Source organism: Cellulomonas sp. GTC20042 (genome assembly GCF_055389595.1).
Map to the genome: position 1 here is coordinate 3,418,438 of NZ_AP043678.1, position 17,142 is coordinate 3,435,579.

A 17,142-nucleotide genomic window follows, 5' to 3' on the forward strand; every position below is an offset into this window, starting at 1 on the left:
GCGCTGTCAGTAGGTGAAACGCTCGACCCGGGCGTGCAGGTCGGCGGAGAGGCTCGTCAGGTCCGCGACCTGCGAGGACACCTCGCCGAGCACGGTCACCGCGTGGGCCGCGGAGCCCGCGACCCCGGTGATGTTCGCGGCGATCTCACCCGATCCGGTGGCCGCCTCGGCGACCGAGCGCGACATCTCGTTCGTGGTGGCGGTCTGCTCCTCCACGGCGCTCGCGATCGTCAGCTGGTAGTCGTTGATCGAGGCGATGATCGTGCCGATCTCCCCGATCGCGACCACCGCCGCGCTGGTGTCCGCCTGGATCGCCTCCACCCGGCGGGCGATGTCCTCGGTCGCCTTCGCCGTCTCCTGGGCGAGCTCCTTCACCTCGCCGGCCACGACGGCGAAGCCCTTGCCCGCCTCACCGGCGCGCGCCGCCTCGATCGTGGCGTTCAGCGCCAGCAGGTTCGTCTGCTCCGCGATCGAGGTGATCACCTTGACCACGTTGCCGATCTCCTGCGAGGACGCGCCCAGGCGGGCGACCTGCGCGTTGGTGGCGGTCGCGACCTCGGTGGCCGCCCCGGCGACCTTGGCGGCCTGCGAGGCGTTCTGCGCGATCTCCCGGATGCTGGCACCCATCTGCTCGGCACCGGCCGCCGCCGCCTGCACGTTGCGGGACACCTGCTCGGCCGCCGCCGCGACCACCCCGGCCTGCGCGGAGGTCTCCTGCGAGCCGCTGACCACGTCGCCGTTGGAGGTGGTGAGCCGCTCGGCGGTGCGCTCCACCGAGCCGGCCGCCTGCACGACCCCGGCGAGGGTGGTGCGCAGCGAGCCCTGCGCGGTGGCGAGCGCGTGGGCCATCCGCCCGGTCTCGTCCTGCCACGGCACCTCGGCGGGGACGGTGAGATCGCCCTCGGCCATCGCCTCCAGCGCGCCCTGCACGGTACGCACCGCCCCGGTGATCCGCCGGGTGACCAGCACCGCGAGCGCCCCGGACAGACCGGCGCCGACCACGAAGGCCACCAGCAGCACCATGATCGTCCGGTCGACCTCGGCCCGGCCGTCGGCGAGGATCTGGTCGACCTGCGCGTCCACCTGGCCCTGGGCGAGGGCCAGCGCGCGGCCGGCCCACTCCGGGTCGGCGGAGGCGTCGGCGGCGAGCGCGGTGGTCAGTCCTGCGGTGTCCCCGGCCTCGACCAGCGGCATCAGCGTCGCGTCCCGGTAGGAGGTCCAGGCGTCCCAGCGGTCCTGGAAGTCCGCCCACTGGCGGGTCTGCGACTGCGGGTAGTCCGAGATCGCCTCGATCTGCGCGGCGACGTCCCGGTCGTTCCACGCCGAGGACTCGAGCAGCTGGGCGCGCACGGACTCGTCGGTGGCCTCGGCGGCGCGGTGCACCAGCAGGTGGCTGCGGGTCTGCGCGGTGCGCAGCTCGGACATCGCGGACTGCAGGTCGCCGGTGAGCCCGGACATCTGCTCCAGGTTCTGCCCGGCGCGCCACAGCGCGACCGCGCCGACCCCGCCGACCAGGGCGAAGGTGCCGCCCATCACGAGCAGGGACACCGCGATCTTCAGCGCGACCGGGCGGTCCCAGAACCAGGACGCGCCGCCGCGGCGACGGGCGGGGGTGACGGTGGTGGCGCTCATCTCAGCCCAGCTCCTCTGCGGTGTAGTACCCGCCGTCGACCAGCACCTGCTGGTAGTTCTGCGCCGTGACGACCTGCGGGGCGAGCAGGTAGGAGGCCACGACCTTGACCCCGTTGTCGTAGGTGCGGGTGTCGTTGGTCTCCGGCTCGGCGCCCTCCAGCAGGGCGCGCACCATGGAGACCGTCACCTCGGCGAGCTGCCGGGTGTCCTTGTAGATCGTGGCGTACTGCTCGCCGCCGGCGATCGACTGCGCGGAGGCGAGCTCGGCGTCCTGCCCGGTCACCACCGGCAGCGGCTGGTCGGCGGTGCCGTAGCCGATCGTCTTCACCGCGTCGAGCACGGCGATCGAGATGCCGTCGTAGGGCGAGAGCACCCCGTCGAGGCGCTGGTCGGCGTAGAGCGGCAGCAGCGTCTGCATCCGGGCGGTGGCGTTCTTCGGGTCCCACGCGTCGGTGGCGATGGTGGCGAAGTCGGTCTGGCCGGAGGCCACGGTCAGCACCCCGGAGTCGAGGTAGGGCCGGAGCACCTGCATCGCGCCGTCGTAGAACACGGTGGCGTTGTTGTCGTCCGGGGACCCGGCGAACAGCTCGATCGCGTACGGGCCGACGTCGCCGGTGGGCTCGCCGCCCGCGTCCAGCACGCCGAGGCCCTGGAGCAGGGTGGTCGCCTGGAGCACGCCGACCCGGGCGTTGTCGAAGGTGGCGTAGTAGTCGACGTCCGGGGACTCGCGGATCAGCCGGTCGTAGGCGATCAGGGCGATCCCGGCGTCGGAGGCCTCCGCGAGCACGTCCTTGAGGGCCACCCCGTCGATCGACCCGATCACGAGGGCGTCGGCCCCCTCGGCGATCATGTCCTCGATCTGGGCGACCTGGGTGGGCACGTCGTTCTCCGCGTACTGGAGGTCGACGTCGTAGCCCAGCGCCTCGAGCTGCGCCTGCACGTTCTCGCCGTCGGCGATCCAGCGCTCGGACGTGGTGGTGGGCATCGCCACCCCCACCAGGGGGCGGTCCTGCGCGGTGTCCCCGCTGCTCCCGCAGGCGCTGAGCGGGCCGACGGCCAGCAGCACCAGGGCGGCGAGCGCGGCGGGACCACGGGTACGGTTCCCGTGCCTCATCTGCGACTCCTTCGTCTCGGTCCGGCGGCCGTCCCCTGCTCCCTGTGAGCCGCCGATGCTCCCTGGATCGGACGTGGTCACGGCGATGTGAGCGTTCTCCCGTGGCACCAGGACGCCCCCGTCACCCCTCGGTGGAGGGGCGACGGGGGCGTCGAGGTCGGACGTGTTCTGGGTGGTTCTGCCCGTTCTGGGGCGGACGGGGACGTTCGTCCTGGTCAGGGCCCCGGGCGCCTCCCGTGGACGCCGGGGGGTCAGTAGGTGAACTGCGAGACGCGGCCGCGCAGGTTCTCCGACAGCCGGGCCAGCTCGGAGATCGAATCGCCCATCTGGCCCAGCGTCTGCGAGGAGGACGAGGCCGCCGAGGCGACGCCGGTGATGTTGACCGCGATCTCCCCGGAGCCGGTCGCCGCCTCGGCCACCGAGCGCGACATCTCCGTCGTGGTGGCGGTCTGCTCCTCCACCGCCGAGGCGATCGTCAGCTGGTAGTCGTTGATCGACGCGATGATGTGCGAGATCTCGCCGATGGCGGTGACGGCGGCGGTGGTGTCCTCCTGGATCGCCTCCACCCGACGCGCGATGTCCTCGGTGGCCTTGGCGGTCTCCTGCGCCAGCTCCTTGACCTCCCCCGCGACGACGGCGAAGCCCTTGCCGGCCTCCCCCGCCCGGGCGGCCTCGATCGTGGCGTTGAGGGCCAGCAGGTTGGTCTGCTCCGCGATCGACGTGATGACCTTGACGACGTTGCCGATCTCCTGCGAGGACGCGCCCAGACGCTCCACCTGGTCGTTGGTGGACGCCGCGACCTCGGTGGCCTGACCGGCGACCTTGGCGGCCTGCGAGGAGTTCTGCGCGATCTCCCGGATGCTGGCGCCCATCTGCTCGGCACCGGCGGCGACGGTCTGCACGTTGCGCGAGACCTGCTCGGCAGCCGCGGCGACCACGCCGGCCTGCGCGCTGGTCTCGTCGGAGCCCGCGACCACCTGCGAGGAGGCGGCGGACAGCTCCTCGGCGGCCGCCGCGACGGTCTGCGCGGTCTCCACCACGCCGGACACCAGGGCGCGCAGGTTCTGCTGCGTGCGCTCCAGGTCCTGCGCCAGGCGGCCCACCTCGTCCCGGCCGTCCACGTCCGCCGGCACGGTCAGGTCGCCGTCACCGGCCGCCGCCAGCGAGTGCGAGACCTTGCGCAGGCGGCGCACCAGCGTCGTCGCGACGACATAGGCCACGGCGGTCGCCCCGATCGCGCCGATCAGCGCGACGACGATCACGATCAGCACCGAGCGGTCCGCGCTGGAGTCGATCGAGGCGGCACGATCCGCCGCCTGCTCGCCCTGCGCGTCGGTCTCGACCTGGAGCGCGTCCATCACGGCGGTGGTCAGCGGGCGGACCGTGCCGTCGAAGTACGCGGCGAAGGCGTCGTCGTCCCCGGAGTCGGCCAGCGGGAACAGGTCGTCCTCGGCGGCGGAGTAGTACGCGTCGAAGGCTGCGACCACGTCGTCCACCGCACCCTGGTCCACGGCGCCGTCGCGGTACTCGGCGACCAGCGCGTCCAGGTCGCCGCGCCGGGTGGTCAGCTCGTCCCGCAGCGTGGCCCGGGTCTCGGCGTCGGCGATGCCGTACTGGATCACCCGGGCACGGTCGCCCTGGTAGGAGCGCTGGATCTCGGCCAGCGTCTGCAACGGCTGGACGTTGTCCGCGTACATCGCCTCCGACTCGTGGCGCAGGTTCTGCAACGAGGCCACCGCGACCACGGCGACGACCACCGTGGTCAGGGCCATGACCGAGACGGCCGTGAGGATCTTGACCAGGACCGGGCGGTCGGCCCAGATCCGCCGGGAGGGCTGCTGCGCGCTCATCGGTGCTCTTTCTGCTTGACCTGCATGACGTAGGACGTTCGTCCCCGCCTATCGGCGGGAAAGCGCCATCTGGGAGGAAATGGCGCCCCGGTCGCGGGTGCGACCGGGGCGCGCGCTCAGTACCGGAAGCGCGACACCCGGCCGCGCAGGTCCTCGGACAGCCGGGCGAGCTCGGCGATGGCGCCGCTCATCTGGTTGAGGGTCTGCGCCGACTCGGCGGCGGCGGAGGCCACTCCGGTGATGTTCCCGGCGATCTCGCCGGAGCCGGTGGCGGCCTCGGCGACGGAGCGGGACATCTCGTTGGTGGTGGCCGTCTGCTCCTCGACCGCGCTGGCGATGGTCAGCTGGTAGTCGTTGATGCTGGCGATGATCGTGCCGATCTCACCGATCGCCCCGACCGCGCCGACGGTGTCCGCCTGGATGGCCTCCACGCGGCGGGCGATGTCCTCGGTGGCCTTGGCGGTCTCCTGCGCGAGCTCCTTGACCTCACCGGCGACCACCGCGAACCCCTTGCCCGCCTCACCGGCGCGGGCGGCCTCGATCGTGGCGTTGAGCGCGAGCAGGTTCGTCTGCTCCGCGATGGCGGTGATCGCCTTGACCACCGCGCCGATCTCCTGCGAGGAGGTGCCGAGCCGGGCGACCTGGTCGTTGGTGCTGGCGGCGACCTCGGTGGCCTGACCGGCGACCTTGGCGGCCTGCGAGGAGTTCTGCGCGATCTCCCGGATCGAGGCGCCCATCTGCTCGGCACCCGCGGCGACGGTCTGCACGTTGCGCGACACCTGCTCGGCCGCGGCCGCGACCACACCGGCCTGCGCGGACGTCTCGTCCGAACCGGCCACCACCTGCGAGGACGCCGCGGACAGCTCCTCGGCGGCGGCCGCCACGGTCTGCGCGGTCTCCGCGACGCCGGCGATCGTCCCGCGGAGGTTCTCCTGCGCGCGGGTGAGCGCCCGGGACATCCGCCCGAGCTCGTCGTGGCTGTCGACCTGCGGCGCGACGGTGAGGTCGCCGTCGGCCATCGCCTCCACGGAGCGCTGCACCTCGACCACCTGCTTGCGGATCATCCCGGCGATCACCAGGCCGACCGCCGACACCAGGGCCAGACCGGCCACCAGCACCAGCACGAGCACCCAGGAGGCGCGGGACGCCGCGGCCTGCGCGGCGTTCGACACCGAGTCCACGTACGCGGCCACCTGCGCCTCGACGTCCTCCAGCGCGGTCACCATCTGGTCGATCACCGGCTGGGAGACCTCGTCGCTGACCTGACCGAACAGCGCCTCGTCCGAGTCGAAGGCCGCCGGCACGAGCTGGTCGTCGCGGATCTGCGTCCAGGCGTCCCAGGCGGCGCGGAAGTCCGCCCACGACTGGATCTGCTCGGCGCCCAGCCCGGCCTCGAACGCCGCGGCGGCGGTCTCGAGGTCCTGGTCGGTGGCGGCCATCTTGTCCAGGAACTCCTGCTGGGCGGCCGGGTCGTCGGTGGCCGAGGCACCCGCCTGCGCGATGAGCATCCGCGCCTTGATCTCCTCCTGGTGCACCACGGCCAGCGGCGCGGACACGTCGCGGCTGACGGTCTCGACCTGGGCGGTGCGCTCGGCGAGGTCGCGCAGCGACAGCGCGGCGTAGGTGCCCGTCGCGGCGATCACCACGCCGAGCAGCGCGAGCAGCAGCAGGATCTTGGTGCGGACCCCGCGGTCGCGGAACCAGGCGGTGCCGCCCCGTCCGCGCCGCGCCTCTCCCGGGGCCGACCCGGGGGCCGCGCCCCGCGGGGTCGGGACGGTGGTGAGCATCCGGCTCGATGCCGACGTCGTCGTGGCGCCCATGCGCGTGGTCCTTCCCTCGTATCCCCTGCTGCGCACCCAGATCGGCCACGTGCACCCGGTGCTGAGCCGGTTGGTCGGGTGAGACGAGGTGGAAGCGGAGCGGACCGAGGGCTGAACCGGATCACCCGGGACCTCGGGCTCAGCGGGGAGGGACCTGCCCGGTCGACTCGCGCCAGACCACCCGCTGCACGCCGGCCAGCGGCTCCGGGTCGGCCTCGCCGCGCACCCGGGCGACCAGGGTGCGCATCGCCCAGTCGCCGAGGGCGGCGAAGTCCACCCGCACGGTGGTGAGCGAGGGGCGCTGGAACGCGACCGTCGGGGCGTCGTCCCAGCCGGTGACCGCGACGTCCTGCGGCACCCGCCAGCCCCGGTCCAGGCAGGCGCGCACGGCGGCGGTGGCGACCAGGTCGTTGGCGGCGACCACCACCACCGGCGGCAGGTCGGCGGGCAGATCGCGCACCGCGGCCACGGCGTGCTCGCCGGACCAGCCGCAGACGTGCACGCCCAGGTCCTCGACCCCGAGGTCGGCGACGGTGGCGAGGTAGGCGTCGCGACGGGTGCGCGCGGAGTGGAAGCCCAGGTCGCCCGCGAGGTGCAGGAAGCGACGGTGGCCGCGCGCGGCCAGGGTGGTGACGATCTCGCGCACCGGCTCGGCGCCGAGCAGATCACCGGTGACGCGCAGCCGCTCGTCGAAGGCGTCGTGCACGGCGACGACCACCGGCGCGCCCGGGGCCTCGGCGGCGCCCGCGGGCAGGGGCAGGAAGGTCAGCACGCCCTCGAAGGCGCCCGCACCCAGCACCTCGGCCAGCACGGCGGCGCGGGCGGCCGGGTCGGCGGGCACGGTGCGGATCTCCAGCGTGCGACCGGCGGCGTCGGCCACCGCGCCGGCAGCGGCCAGCAGCCCGCCGGGGGCGTCGCCCGGGGTCGGCACCAGGATCGCCAGCCGGCCGGTGCGACCGGTGCGCATCGAGCGCGCCGCGAGGTTGGGCCGGTAGCCGAGGTCGGCGGCGGCGGCCAGCACGCGGGCCCGGGTGGCGTCGGTGATCTTCGGGCTGCCCGACAGCGCGTAGGACACGGTCGCCTGGGAGACCCCGGCGGCACGGGCCACGTCGCGGCTGGTCGGGCGGGCGGTCATGGCGACCAACCTAGCGGCCTGCCCTTGACGCTGCGGGGAGGCGGGCTGATCATGGGTGATACGTATCACCGACGATCCGTCCGACCCAGGAGCCATGGCATGAAGAAGTCCGAGGGCGCCGCCTTCGCCCCCGACCCGATCCCCCGCCCCGTCGTCGCGCCCGGCGAGCTGGTGTTCGCCGCCGCCCGCCTGGACCACGGGCACGTCTACGGCATGTGCGAGGGGTTGATCGGCGCCGGCGCCACCCTGGGCTGGGTGCACGACCGCGACCCGCAGAAGGTCGCCGAGTTCTGCGCCCGCTTCCCGCAGGCGAGGGTCGCCCGCAGCGAGGACGAGATCCTGGCCGACCCCGCGGTGCGGCTGGTGGCGGCGGCCGCGGTGCCCGACCAGCGCGCGCCCTTCGGAATCCGGGTGATGGACGCCGGCAAGGACTACTTCACCGACAAGTCCCCGCTGACCACGCTGGCGCAGGTCGCCGACGTGCGCGCCGCCGTCGCCCGGACCGGCCGGAAGTACGCCGTCTACTACTCCGAGCGGATCCACGTCGAGGCGGCGGTGCTCGCCGGTCAGCTGGTGGACCGCGGCACGATCGGCCGGGTGGTGCAGGTGCTGTCGATGGGCCCGCACCGGGTCGGCGACCCGCGCACCCGCCCCGACTGGTTCTTCGACAAGAACCGCTACGGCGGGATCCTCTGCGACATCGGCAGCCACAACTTCGAGCAGATCCTGCACTTCACCGGCTCCACCGACGCCGAGATCATCGGCTCCACGATCGGCAACTACCACCACCCGGCGCTCCCCGGCCTGGACGACTTCGGCGACGCCCACGTGGTGACCGACTCCGGCGCCACCGGCTACGTGCGGGTGGACTGGCTGACGCCGGACGGCCTGAGCACCTGGGGCGACGGCCGGACCTTCCTGCTCGGCACCGAGGGGTACATCGAGCTGCGCAAGTACGTCGACGTCGGCCGCGAGGCCGCCGGCGGGCACCTGTTCGTGGTGGACGGCGAGGGCGAGCGGCACCTGCGTGCCGACGGCAGCGTCGGGTACCCGTTCTTCGGGCAGCTGGCCCGCGACGTGCTGGACCGCACCGAGACCGCCATGGGCCAGGAGCACGCGCTCACGGCCGCCGAGCTGGCCGTGCGGGCTCAGCTCGCCGCCCGCGAGCTGACCGGGCGTGACCGGTGAGCGCCGGCACGCCGCTGCGGTTCGCGCTGGTGGGCTGCGGCAACATCGGGCGGACCCATGCCGAGGCGCTGGCCCGGCTCGCGGCTCACGGCCCCGGCGACGCCGCGCTGGTCGCCGTGCAGGACGTCGTGCCGGAGCGCGCCGCCGCCTTCGCCGCCGAGCACGGCGCCCGCGCGCTCACCTGGGCGCAGGTGCTCGCCGACCCCGAGATCGACGCGGTGACCATCTGCACCCCCAGCGGCACGCACGCCGACCTCGGCATCGCCGCGCTGGAGGCCGGCAAGCACGTGGTGGTCGAGAAGCCGATGGACGCCGACCTCGCGCAGGCCCGCCGGCTCCAGGACGCCGCCGACCGCACCGGCCTGACCCTCGCCGTGATCAGCCAGCACCGCTTCGACCCCGCCACCCGGGCCGCCGCCACGGTGGTCGCCGCCGGCGGGCTCGGCCGCACCACGCTGGTCGAGGTGTCGGTGCCGTGGTGGCGCCCGCAGGGGTACTACGACGCCGACGCCTGGCGCGGCACCCGGGCCGGGGACGGCGGCGGGGCGCTGATCAATCAGGCGATCCACACCGTCGACCTGATGCTCGCGCTCGCCGGGCCGGTGGTCCGGGTGCAGGCGGTGGCGGCCACCCTGGCGCACACGATCGAGGTGGAGGACGTGGTGGTCGCGACGCTCACCTTCGCCGACGGGGCGATCGGCACGCTGGCGGCCTCGACGGCGGTGAACCCCGGACGCCCGGCACGGCTCGCGCTGCACGGCGACGGCGGGGTGCTGGTGATCGAGGGGGACGCGGTGGTGCTGGACGAGCGGGCGGACGGGGGCGGCGGGGGCTCTGTCGTCGCGCCGACGGCGCCGACGGCCGACGCGCTGCGGGTCGCCGGGGCGGGCAGCACGGCGGTCGCCCCGGTGGCGGCGCAGGTGGTGGCCGAGTGGGGCCGCGCGCACACGGAGCAGCTGGCGGACGTGGTCGCGGCGGTCCGGGAGGGGCGGGCGCCGGAGGTCGGCGGGCCGGAAGGGCTGCGCGCGCTGGCGCTGGTGGACGCGGTGTACCGCGCGGCGCGCACCGGGACGGCGGTCGACCTGGCGGGGTGAGGCGCGGGCGAGGCCGGGGCGGCGCGAGGCCGGGCGGGATCGCACCGCCGGTGGCCGCGGCCGGCCGCGCGCGCCCGCCCGGCCGCGCGCGGGGGGTCAGCGCAGGATGACCGAGAACGGCACCGCGTGGTGCCCCGGCGCCGAGCGGTCCACCCCGGTCAGCAGGTCCAGCGCCCGCTCCGCCACGCCGGATCGCCCGGGGTCGACGGTGGAGAACGCCGGCACCGAGAACCGCCCCTCGGCGATGTCGTCGAAGCCCATCACCTCGACGTCCTCCGGCACCCGCACCCCGCGCACCCCCAGCGTGTACAGCGCGCCGAGGGCGAGCGAGTCGCTGAAGCAGAGCAGCGCGTCGGGGGCGGCCCCGGCGTCCAGCAGCCGCTCGGCGGCCACCGATCCCTCGGCGCGGTTGAAGTCGCCGACGTGCCCGAGCAGCGCCGGGTCGACCGGGATGCCCGCCTCGTCGAGCGCCCGCCGGTAGCCGGCGTACCGCAGCCGCGAGGTGTCGTCCTGGGCGCCCTCGTCCTGCACGCCGATCGCGGCGATCCGGCGGTGCCCGCGGTCCAGCAGCGCGCGGGTGGCCGCGGCTGCCGCGCCGACGTTGTCCACGCCGACGTGGTGCACGTCGTCGCCGGCCAGGGCCTCGCCGTGCTCGCCGAGCAGCACCAGCGCGGAGCGGCTGCGCCGGGCGTCCAGGTCGGCGCGGGTGAGCGCGAGCGGGCTGAGGATCAGGCCGTCCAGCGCAGGCAGCCGGACGCCCTCGAGCATGTCGATCTCGATCTCGCGGCGGCCGCCGGTCTGCGCGACGAGCACGGTGAGACCGCGGGCCTGCGCGGCGTCCACGAAGACGGCGGCCAGCTCGGCGAAGTACGGCTCGGCGAGCGAGGGCAGCACCAGCGCCAGCACCCCGCTGGTCCCGCTGCGCAGGTGGCGGGCGGCGAGGTTGGGGCGGTAGCCGAGCTCCTCGATCGCGGCCTCGACCCGGGCGCGCACCTCGGCGCCGACCCACCCGGTGCCGTTGACCACGTTCGACACCGTCTTGCTGCTCACCCCGACCTGCGCGGCGATGTCCGCCAGCGTGACGCGCGTGCCGGCCACGGCAGCCTCCTCCCGCGCCTGTCCCCGACGCGATCGTCCGATGCTAGCGGCCCCGTCGTCCGGCACCGCTCAACGTCGAACTATGCCGTGCATGCTGCTAGCGTTCAACGTTGAACCACCGATCCGGTCCTGCCGGGTCACGACGCCCGGATCGACGACGACCCGGTGCGCGGCCGGAGCCCGCGGACCGACGACACCGAAGGACTGCGCCCATGACCGACTGGTCCCCGACCTTCGCCCTGCGGGCGAGCACGCAGGACGGGCAGCGCCTGCGTCCGCAGCTGCTCCGCGAGCGCTACCACGACCTCAGCGGCCCCTGGGGCTTCGCCCACGACGACCTGGACGTCGGCGAGGCCGAGGGCTGGCACGACGGCCGGGCCCTGCCGCGCACGATCACCGTGCCGTTCCCGCCCGAGTCCGCGGACTCCGGGATCGGCGACACCGGCTTCCACCCCGTCGTCTGGTACCGCCGCGACCTCACCCCCGCCGACCTCGCCGCCGCCGGTGACGCCCCGGGCCGCCGGCTGCAGCTGCACCTGGGCGCGGTCGACCACCGCGCGCGGGTGTGGGTGGACGGCGCGCTGGTCGGCGAGCACGAGGGCGGGCACACCCCGTTCACCGTGGACGTCACCGACGTGGTGCGGCGCACCGGCACCGACGCGCCGCACGTGGTCGTGGTCCGGGCGCAGGACGACCCGCAGGACCTCGCGCAGCCGCGCGGCAAGCAGGAGTGGCAGGACGCCCCGCACGCGATCTGGTACCACCGCACCACGGGCATCTGGCAGCCGGTCTGGCTGGAGGCGGTCGACCCGGTGCACGTCGAGCGCCTGTGGTGGACCTGCGACGTCACCGACGGCACCGCCACCGCGCGGGTCACGCTGAGCCGCGCCGTCGCCGCGACCGTCGAGGTCACCGTCGCCCACGAGGGGCGCCCGCTCGGCGGCGCCGCGGTCACGGTGGTGGACAGCGACTGCGACCAGCGCGAGGTGGTGGTCACCGTGCCGCTGGCGGGCCAGCGCAACGGGCAGGGCTACGAGCACCTGCTGTGGCGGCCGGGCGCGCCGGTGCTGCTGGACGCCTGGGTCTCGGTCGCCGTGGCCGGCGCCACCCGGGACGTGGTCGCCAGCTACCTGGGCCTGCGCAGCGTCGGCACCGCCGAGGGCCACCTGCTGGTGAACGACCGTCCGGTGGTGCTGCGCTCGGTGCTCAGCCAGGGCTACTGGCCCTCCTCGCACCTGGCGGCACCCTCCGCCGACGCGCTGCGCCGCGAGGCCGAGCTGATCGCCGAGCTGGGCTTCAACGCGGTGCGGGCGCACCAGAAGGTCGAGGACCCGCGCTTCCTGTTCCACGCCGACCGGCTGGGCCTGCTGGTCTGGGGCGAGATGGCCGCGACCTACACGTTCTCCGACACCGCCGTGCGCCGCACGGTGACCGAGTGGACGCAGGCGGTGCTGCGGGACCGCTCGCACCCGAGCATCGTCACCTGGGTCCCGCTGAACGAGAGCTGGGGCGTGCAGCACATCGCGCACCGCCCGGAGCAGCGCGCGCTCGCCGAGACGCTCTACCACCTGACCAAGGCGCTGGACCCGACCCGGCCGGTGATCTCGAACGACGGCTGGGAGCACGGCACCTCCGACCTGTGGACGATCCACGACTACGAGTCCGCGGGCGCGGTGCTGTCCGGACGCTACGACGTGCCGGCGGCCACGCTGCGCGCGTGGGTGGCGGGCATGGGCCCGGCGGGCCGGCGGATCCGGCTGGACGGCGCGGCGGAGCACGGGCAGCCGATCATGCTCACCGAGTTCGGCGGCGTGAAGTGGTCCGCGGACGCCGAGCCCGGCGACGCCTGGGGGTACTCGGCGGCGAGCGACGCGGCCGACTTCGACCGCCGGATCGCCGAGATCCTGGCCGCGGTGGAGCCGGCGCTGTCCTCCGCGACGGATCGCGGGCTGGCCGGCTGGTGCTGGACCCAGCTCACCGACACCCTGCAGGAGCGCAACGGCCTGCTCACCGAGCAGCGCGAGCCCAAGCTGCCGATCGAGCGGCTGCGCGCGCTGATCCAGGGGACCGCCGCCGTGGGCGTCGCGGGGACTCGCGAGGGCGTTGTCGGCGACGCGGACGGGTGCTAGCGTGACCGAGCGCCTAGTTCAACGTCGTACTACGCACGCAGGCTCCCCGCACGCCCCCGGATCAGCGGGGACGTCCGTTCCATGGTTCAACGATGAACTCGGTGCGATGCCGCACCCCACCGACCCGGCCCGGCGAACCCCGCCGACGGCCACCGCACGGCCCGGACGACCCGGGAGCTCAAGGAGGAGTGACATGACGAGGAAGACCATCGCGGCCCTGGTCGCCGCCGGCACGGCGCTGGCCATGGCAGCCTGCGGCAGCGGAGGCAGCGGGTCCGACAGCTCCGGCGGGTCCGGGGACGGCTCCGGCGAGATCACCTTCACCTGGTGGGGCAACGAGGAGCGCGCCGCCCAGTTCGAGGAGGCGATCGGCCTGTTCGAGGAGCAGAACCCGGACATCGACGTGGTCCGGAACTTCAACTCGTGGAGCGACTACTGGACCGCCCGCAACACCGAGGCCGCCGGCCGCGCGCTGCCCGACGTCGTCATGATGGACGTCGGTTACCTGGGCCAGTACGCGCAGAAGGGCCTGTTCCTCGACCTCACCGACTACCAGGGCGACGCGCTGGACACCTCCGGCTTCACCGACACCCTGCTCGGCTCGGGCGAGGTGGACGGCCAGCTGGTCGGCGTCCCGCTCGGCTCCGGCGTCTGGTCGATGATGTACAACAAGGACCTGCTGGACGGCCTCGGCATCGACCACCCCACCGAGGACATGGACTGGGACGACTTCCAGACCTGGTCCGCCGAGGTCAACGCCGCCGGCGCCTCGGTCTCCCCCGCGCAGTACGGCGCGGACGACTTCACCGGCAGCCTGCCCGCGTTCATGTACCACCTGATGCAGGACGGCAGCGAGGTCTTCACCGAGGACGGCCAGCCCGACTTCACCGAGCAGGACGTGGTCGACTTCCTCGAGACCGGCACCGACTCGCGCACGGACGGCACGTTCTTCCCGATCGAGCGGTCGATGGCGCTGGCCCCGGTCGGCGGCTTCGGCTCCGGCGAGGTCGCGACCTGGTTCAACTGGAGCACCACGCTCACGCAGGGCATGGCCGACACCGGCACCGAGAACCTCGGCATGATCACCCCGCCGCTGGAGCCCGGCGCCGACTCCCACGTGCTGTCGGAGAAGGCGAGCATGCTGCTCACCGTCGCCCAGAACTCGAAGAACCCCGACGCCGCCGTGGCCCTGGTGGACTTCCTCGCCAACTCGCCCGAGGTCGCCGCGATCTTCGGCACCTCGCTGGGCACCCCCGCCACCGACGCCCGCCGTGAGGCCGTCGACAAGTCCGCGGCCGACGAGGTGATCGACGCGTACCTGACGCACGTCGCCGACCAGGTGACCGTCAGCTACCCGCTGCTGCCCACCGGCTACGGCTCGGTCGAGGCGAAGTGGGTCGAGCTGCACGAGCAGCTGCGCTACGGCCAGATCGACGAGGAGGAGTTCGCCTCGACGCTGTTCTCCGAGATGGACCTCGCGCTCAACGGCTGACCCCACCGCCGGGGCGGGCGCGCACCCACCGCCCGCCCCGGCCACCATCCCCCGAGCAGAGGAGGTCTGGTCATGGCAGCACCCGCTGTGACGCCGGATCCCGGCCGCGCGCGCGCGGCCCGTCGCACCAAGCGCGCGGACACCCGCGCGGGATACGCGTTCCTGTCGCCCTGGCTGATCGGGTTCTTCGCCCTGACCGCCGGCCCGATGATCGCGTCGCTGTACCTGTCGTTCACCGACTACGACCTGTTCTCCTCGCCGCAGTGGACCGGGCTGGAGAACTACCAGCGCCTGCTGGACGACCCGAACTTCGTGCAGGCCGCCAAGGTGACGCTGCTGTACGTGCTGGTCGGGACCCCGGTGAAGCTGATCGGGGCCCTGGCGGTGGCGATGCTGCTGAACAGCTCGCGCCGCGGCCAGGGGTTCTACCGCTCGGCGTACTACCTGCCCTCGCTGATCGGCGGCAGCGTGTCGATCGCGATCGTGTGGAAGGCGATCTTCATCGACGACGGCGTGGTCGCCCGGATCACCGACGCCCTCGGCGGTCCCGACGCCGCGCAGGGCGGCTGGGTGGGCGACCCGACCCGCACCATGCCGATGCTGATCCTGCTGACGGTCTGGCAGTTCGGCGCCCCGATGGTGATCTTCCTGGCCGGGCTCAAGCAGGTGCCCGCCGAGCTGTACGAGGCCGCCGAGGTGGACGGCGCCGGCGCGATCCGCAAGTTCTGGCGGATCACCGTGCCGATGCTCTCGCCGGTGCTGTTCTTCAACCTGCTGCTCGAGACGATCCACGCGTTCCAGATCTTCAACTCCGCGTTCATCATCTCCGGCGGCACCGGCGGGCCCGCCCGCTCCACGCTCTTCTACACGCTGTACCTCTACTTCCGCGGGTTCCGGGACTTCCAGATGGGCTACGCCTCCGCGATGGCGTGGGTGCTCGTGGTGGTCGTCGGGCTCGTCACGCTCGTGCTGTTCCGCACCTCGAAGGCGTGGGTGCACTACTCCGGAGGCAACCGATGAGCGCGTCCACCACGGTCCGCGGACCGCGCACCCCCGACGCCCCGGCCCCGTCCACGGCGACCCTGCGCACCGCCGCGCGCCGCCGCCGGGGCCTGCGCTCGGCGGTGTTCCACGTCGGGGCGCTCGCCATGCTGGCGGTGATCCTCTACCCGGCGGTGTGGATGCTGATGTCCACCTTCAAGCCGTCGAACCAGATCGTCGGCTCCGTGTCCCCGATCCCGAGCTCGTTCACGCTGGACAACTACGTGACGGCGCTGGGCGGGATCGGCGGCATCTCGTTCTGGACGTTCGTCACCAACTCGCTGATCCTGGCGGTGGCCAGCGTGGTCGGCGTGCTGGTGTCCTGCTCGCTGACGGCCTACGCCTTCGCCCGGGTGCAGTTCCCCGGCCGCAACGTGTTCTTCGTCTGCATGATCGGCACGATGCTGCTGCCGTTCCACGTGGTGATCATCCCGCAGTACATCGTGTTCAACGATCTCGGCCTGGTGAACACCTACTGGCCGCTGCTGCTGGGCAAGTTCCTCGCCGCCGACGCGTTCTTCGTGTTCCTGATGATCCAGTTCATGCGCGGGCTGCCCGGCGAGCTGGACGAGGCGGCGCGGATCGACGGCGCGGGCCACCCGCGGATCTTCGTCTCGATCATGCTGCCGCTGATGCAGCCCGCCCTGGTCACCAGCGCGATCTTCGCGTTCATCTGGTCGTGGAACGACTTCTTCGGGCCGCTGCTCTACCTCAAGAGCCCGAGCATGTACACGATGCCGATCGCGCTGCGCGCCTACGTGGACCAGACCTCCACCAGCGACTACGGCGCGCAGATGGCGATGGCGGTGCTCGCGCTGCTGCCGGTGATGCTGTTCTTCTTCGCCTTCCAGCGGCACCTGGTCGGCGGCGTCGCCACGCAGGGGCTGAAGGGATGAGCCGGCCGGCGGCGCGGACCTCGACCGTGGCCCCCGAGCACCTGCGGCGGTTCGGCGGCGGAGCGGTGGCGCCGTTCAGCCAGATGCTCACCGTCGGCCTGGTGGTGTGCGCGCTGTCGCTGCCGCTGGTCACCGCCCTGCCTGCGCTGGCCGCCGGGGTGCACCACCTGGACGAGCACCTGCGCGCCGGGCGGGACGGCTGGGGCGACCTGCTCCGGCGGTGCTGGGACGCGATCCGCACCGGCTGGTGGCTCGGCCTCGCCGTGGTGGCGCTGACCGGGCTGCTGGCCGTCGACGTCATGGCGGGGCTGCGCGGGCTGGTGCCCGGCGGCGCGCTCGTCGCGGTGACCAGCGGCGTGCTGCTCGCCGGGGTCGTGGTGGTCGCCGCACGCACGGCCGCGCTGTGGACCCCGGGGGCACGGTGGGCGGACCTGGTGCGCACCGGGGCGCGGGTGGCCGGGGCCGACCCGGTCGGCTCGGTGTTCGTGCTGCTCGGCGTGGGGGTGTCCGCGGTGGTGGTGTGGATGCTGCCGCCGCTGGTGGTGATCACCCCGGGGATGCTGGCCGTGGCGCTGCTCGCCGCCGAGCGCCGCCGCACCGCCCGGGCGGAGGCCGTCGCCGGCTGATCCGCGTGCCCGTACGACGAGGCCCCC

The 17,142-nt window shown here is 73.7% G+C and carries 13 protein-coding genes; 7 read left to right on the top strand and 6 right to left on the bottom strand.

Annotated elements, in window-relative coordinates:
- Positions 1 to 6: 6 nt before the first annotated feature.
- The 5 genes from ACZ5HG_RS15830 to ACZ5HG_RS15850 form a co-directional block, all read right to left on the bottom strand.
- Entirely contained in the window at positions 7 to 1,632 is a 1,626-nt protein-coding gene (locus ACZ5HG_RS15830; protein WP_464178027.1) for a methyl-accepting chemotaxis protein, read from the bottom strand.
- Between the two features lies 1 nt (position 1,633).
- Positions 1,634 to 2,746, bottom strand: coding sequence for a multiple monosaccharide ABC transporter substrate-binding protein (gene chvE / locus ACZ5HG_RS15835; protein ID WP_464178029.1), 1,113 nt, complete (start codon positions 2,744 to 2,746; stop codon positions 1,634 to 1,636).
- A gap of 251 nt (positions 2,747 to 2,997) precedes the next feature.
- Positions 2,998 to 4,596, bottom strand: coding sequence for a methyl-accepting chemotaxis protein (locus ACZ5HG_RS15840; RefSeq protein ID WP_464178031.1), 1,599 nt, complete (start codon positions 4,594 to 4,596; stop codon positions 2,998 to 3,000).
- Positions 4,597 to 4,712: 116 nt separating this feature from the next.
- A complete protein-coding gene (locus ACZ5HG_RS15845) occupies positions 4,713 to 6,416 on the bottom strand; it encodes a methyl-accepting chemotaxis protein (RefSeq protein ID WP_464178033.1) in 1,704 nt (567 codons plus the stop codon).
- A gap of 139 nt (positions 6,417 to 6,555) precedes the next feature.
- Positions 6,556 to 7,551, bottom strand: coding sequence for a LacI family DNA-binding transcriptional regulator (locus ACZ5HG_RS15850; RefSeq protein WP_464178035.1), 996 nt, complete (start codon positions 7,549 to 7,551; stop codon positions 6,556 to 6,558).
- Between the two features lie 99 nt (positions 7,552 to 7,650).
- Here ACZ5HG_RS15850 and ACZ5HG_RS15855 point away from each other — a divergent pair, with 99 nt between their 5' ends.
- Positions 7,651 to 8,739, top strand: coding sequence for a Gfo/Idh/MocA family protein (locus tag ACZ5HG_RS15855; RefSeq protein WP_464178037.1), 1,089 nt, complete (start codon positions 7,651 to 7,653; stop codon positions 8,737 to 8,739).
- Complete coding sequence (locus ACZ5HG_RS15860) at positions 8,736 to 9,833, top strand: Gfo/Idh/MocA family protein (protein ID WP_464178039.1); 1,098 nt, start codon at positions 8,736 to 8,738, stop codon at positions 9,831 to 9,833. The genes ACZ5HG_RS15855 and ACZ5HG_RS15860 overlap by 4 nt, the downstream gene beginning before the upstream one ends.
- Before the next feature lie 96 nt (positions 9,834 to 9,929).
- Here the strand turns inward: ACZ5HG_RS15860 and ACZ5HG_RS15865 are convergent, their stop codons facing one another.
- Positions 9,930 to 10,931 (bottom strand): LacI family DNA-binding transcriptional regulator, encoded by a 1,002-nt coding sequence (locus tag ACZ5HG_RS15865; RefSeq protein WP_464178041.1) that lies wholly within the window; start codon positions 10,929 to 10,931, stop codon positions 9,930 to 9,932.
- Between the two features lie 212 nt (positions 10,932 to 11,143).
- Here ACZ5HG_RS15865 and ACZ5HG_RS15870 point away from each other — a divergent pair, with 212 nt between their 5' ends.
- From ACZ5HG_RS15870 to ACZ5HG_RS15890, 5 genes are all read left to right on the top strand, one after another.
- Positions 11,144 to 13,060: a glycoside hydrolase family 2 protein gene (locus ACZ5HG_RS15870; RefSeq protein ID WP_464178044.1), complete on the top strand. Its 1,917-nt coding sequence runs from the start codon at positions 11,144 to 11,146 to the stop codon at positions 13,058 to 13,060.
- 193 nt (positions 13,061 to 13,253) lie between these two features.
- On the top strand, positions 13,254 to 14,552 hold the full coding sequence (locus ACZ5HG_RS15875; RefSeq protein ID WP_464178046.1) for an ABC transporter substrate-binding protein: 1,299 nt from the start codon (positions 13,254 to 13,256) through the stop codon (positions 14,550 to 14,552).
- Positions 14,553 to 14,624: 72 nt separating this feature from the next.
- Positions 14,625 to 15,572, top strand: coding sequence for a carbohydrate ABC transporter permease (locus tag ACZ5HG_RS15880; protein WP_464178048.1), 948 nt, complete (start codon positions 14,625 to 14,627; stop codon positions 15,570 to 15,572).
- Positions 15,569 to 16,489 (top strand): carbohydrate ABC transporter permease, encoded by a 921-nt coding sequence (locus ACZ5HG_RS15885; protein ID WP_464178051.1) that lies wholly within the window; start codon positions 15,569 to 15,571, stop codon positions 16,487 to 16,489. The genes ACZ5HG_RS15880 and ACZ5HG_RS15885 overlap by 4 nt, the downstream gene beginning before the upstream one ends.
- The gene (locus ACZ5HG_RS15890; protein ID WP_464178053.1) at positions 16,486 to 17,115 is read left to right on the top strand and encodes a hypothetical protein; all 630 of its coding nucleotides are present in this window, start codon (positions 16,486 to 16,488) and stop codon (positions 17,113 to 17,115) included. The genes ACZ5HG_RS15885 and ACZ5HG_RS15890 overlap by 4 nt, the downstream gene beginning before the upstream one ends.
- Positions 17,116 to 17,142 lie beyond the last annotated feature (27 nt).

What these genes read in the sequence shown, in the direction of transcription:
- ACZ5HG_RS15830 (WP_464178027.1), bottom strand. Translation starts at nt 1,632, where the DNA reads ATGAGCGCCACCACCGTCACCCCCGCCCGTCGCCGCGGCGGCGCGTCC.
- chvE (WP_464178029.1), bottom strand. Translation starts at nt 2,746, where the DNA reads ATGAGGCACGGGAACCGTACCCGTGGTCCCGCCGCGCTCGCCGCCCTG.
- ACZ5HG_RS15840 (WP_464178031.1), bottom strand. Translation starts at nt 4,596, where the DNA reads ATGAGCGCGCAGCAGCCCTCCCGGCGGATCTGGGCCGACCGCCCGGTC.
- ACZ5HG_RS15845 (WP_464178033.1), bottom strand. Translation starts at nt 6,416, where the DNA reads ATGGGCGCCACGACGACGTCGGCATCGAGCCGGATGCTCACCACCGTC.
- ACZ5HG_RS15850 (WP_464178035.1), bottom strand. Translation starts at nt 7,551, where the DNA reads ATGACCGCCCGCCCGACCAGCCGCGACGTGGCCCGTGCCGCCGGGGTC.
- ACZ5HG_RS15855 (WP_464178037.1), top strand. Translation starts at nt 7,651, where the DNA reads ATGAAGAAGTCCGAGGGCGCCGCCTTCGCCCCCGACCCGATCCCCCGC.
- ACZ5HG_RS15870 (WP_464178044.1), top strand. Translation starts at nt 11,144, where the DNA reads ATGACCGACTGGTCCCCGACCTTCGCCCTGCGGGCGAGCACGCAGGAC.
- ACZ5HG_RS15875 (WP_464178046.1), top strand. Translation starts at nt 13,254, where the DNA reads ATGACGAGGAAGACCATCGCGGCCCTGGTCGCCGCCGGCACGGCGCTG.
- ACZ5HG_RS15880 (WP_464178048.1), top strand. Translation starts at nt 14,625, where the DNA reads ATGGCAGCACCCGCTGTGACGCCGGATCCCGGCCGCGCGCGCGCGGCC.
- ACZ5HG_RS15885 (WP_464178051.1), top strand. Translation starts at nt 15,569, where the DNA reads ATGAGCGCGTCCACCACGGTCCGCGGACCGCGCACCCCCGACGCCCCG.
- ACZ5HG_RS15890 (WP_464178053.1), top strand. Translation starts at nt 16,486, where the DNA reads ATGAGCCGGCCGGCGGCGCGGACCTCGACCGTGGCCCCCGAGCACCTG.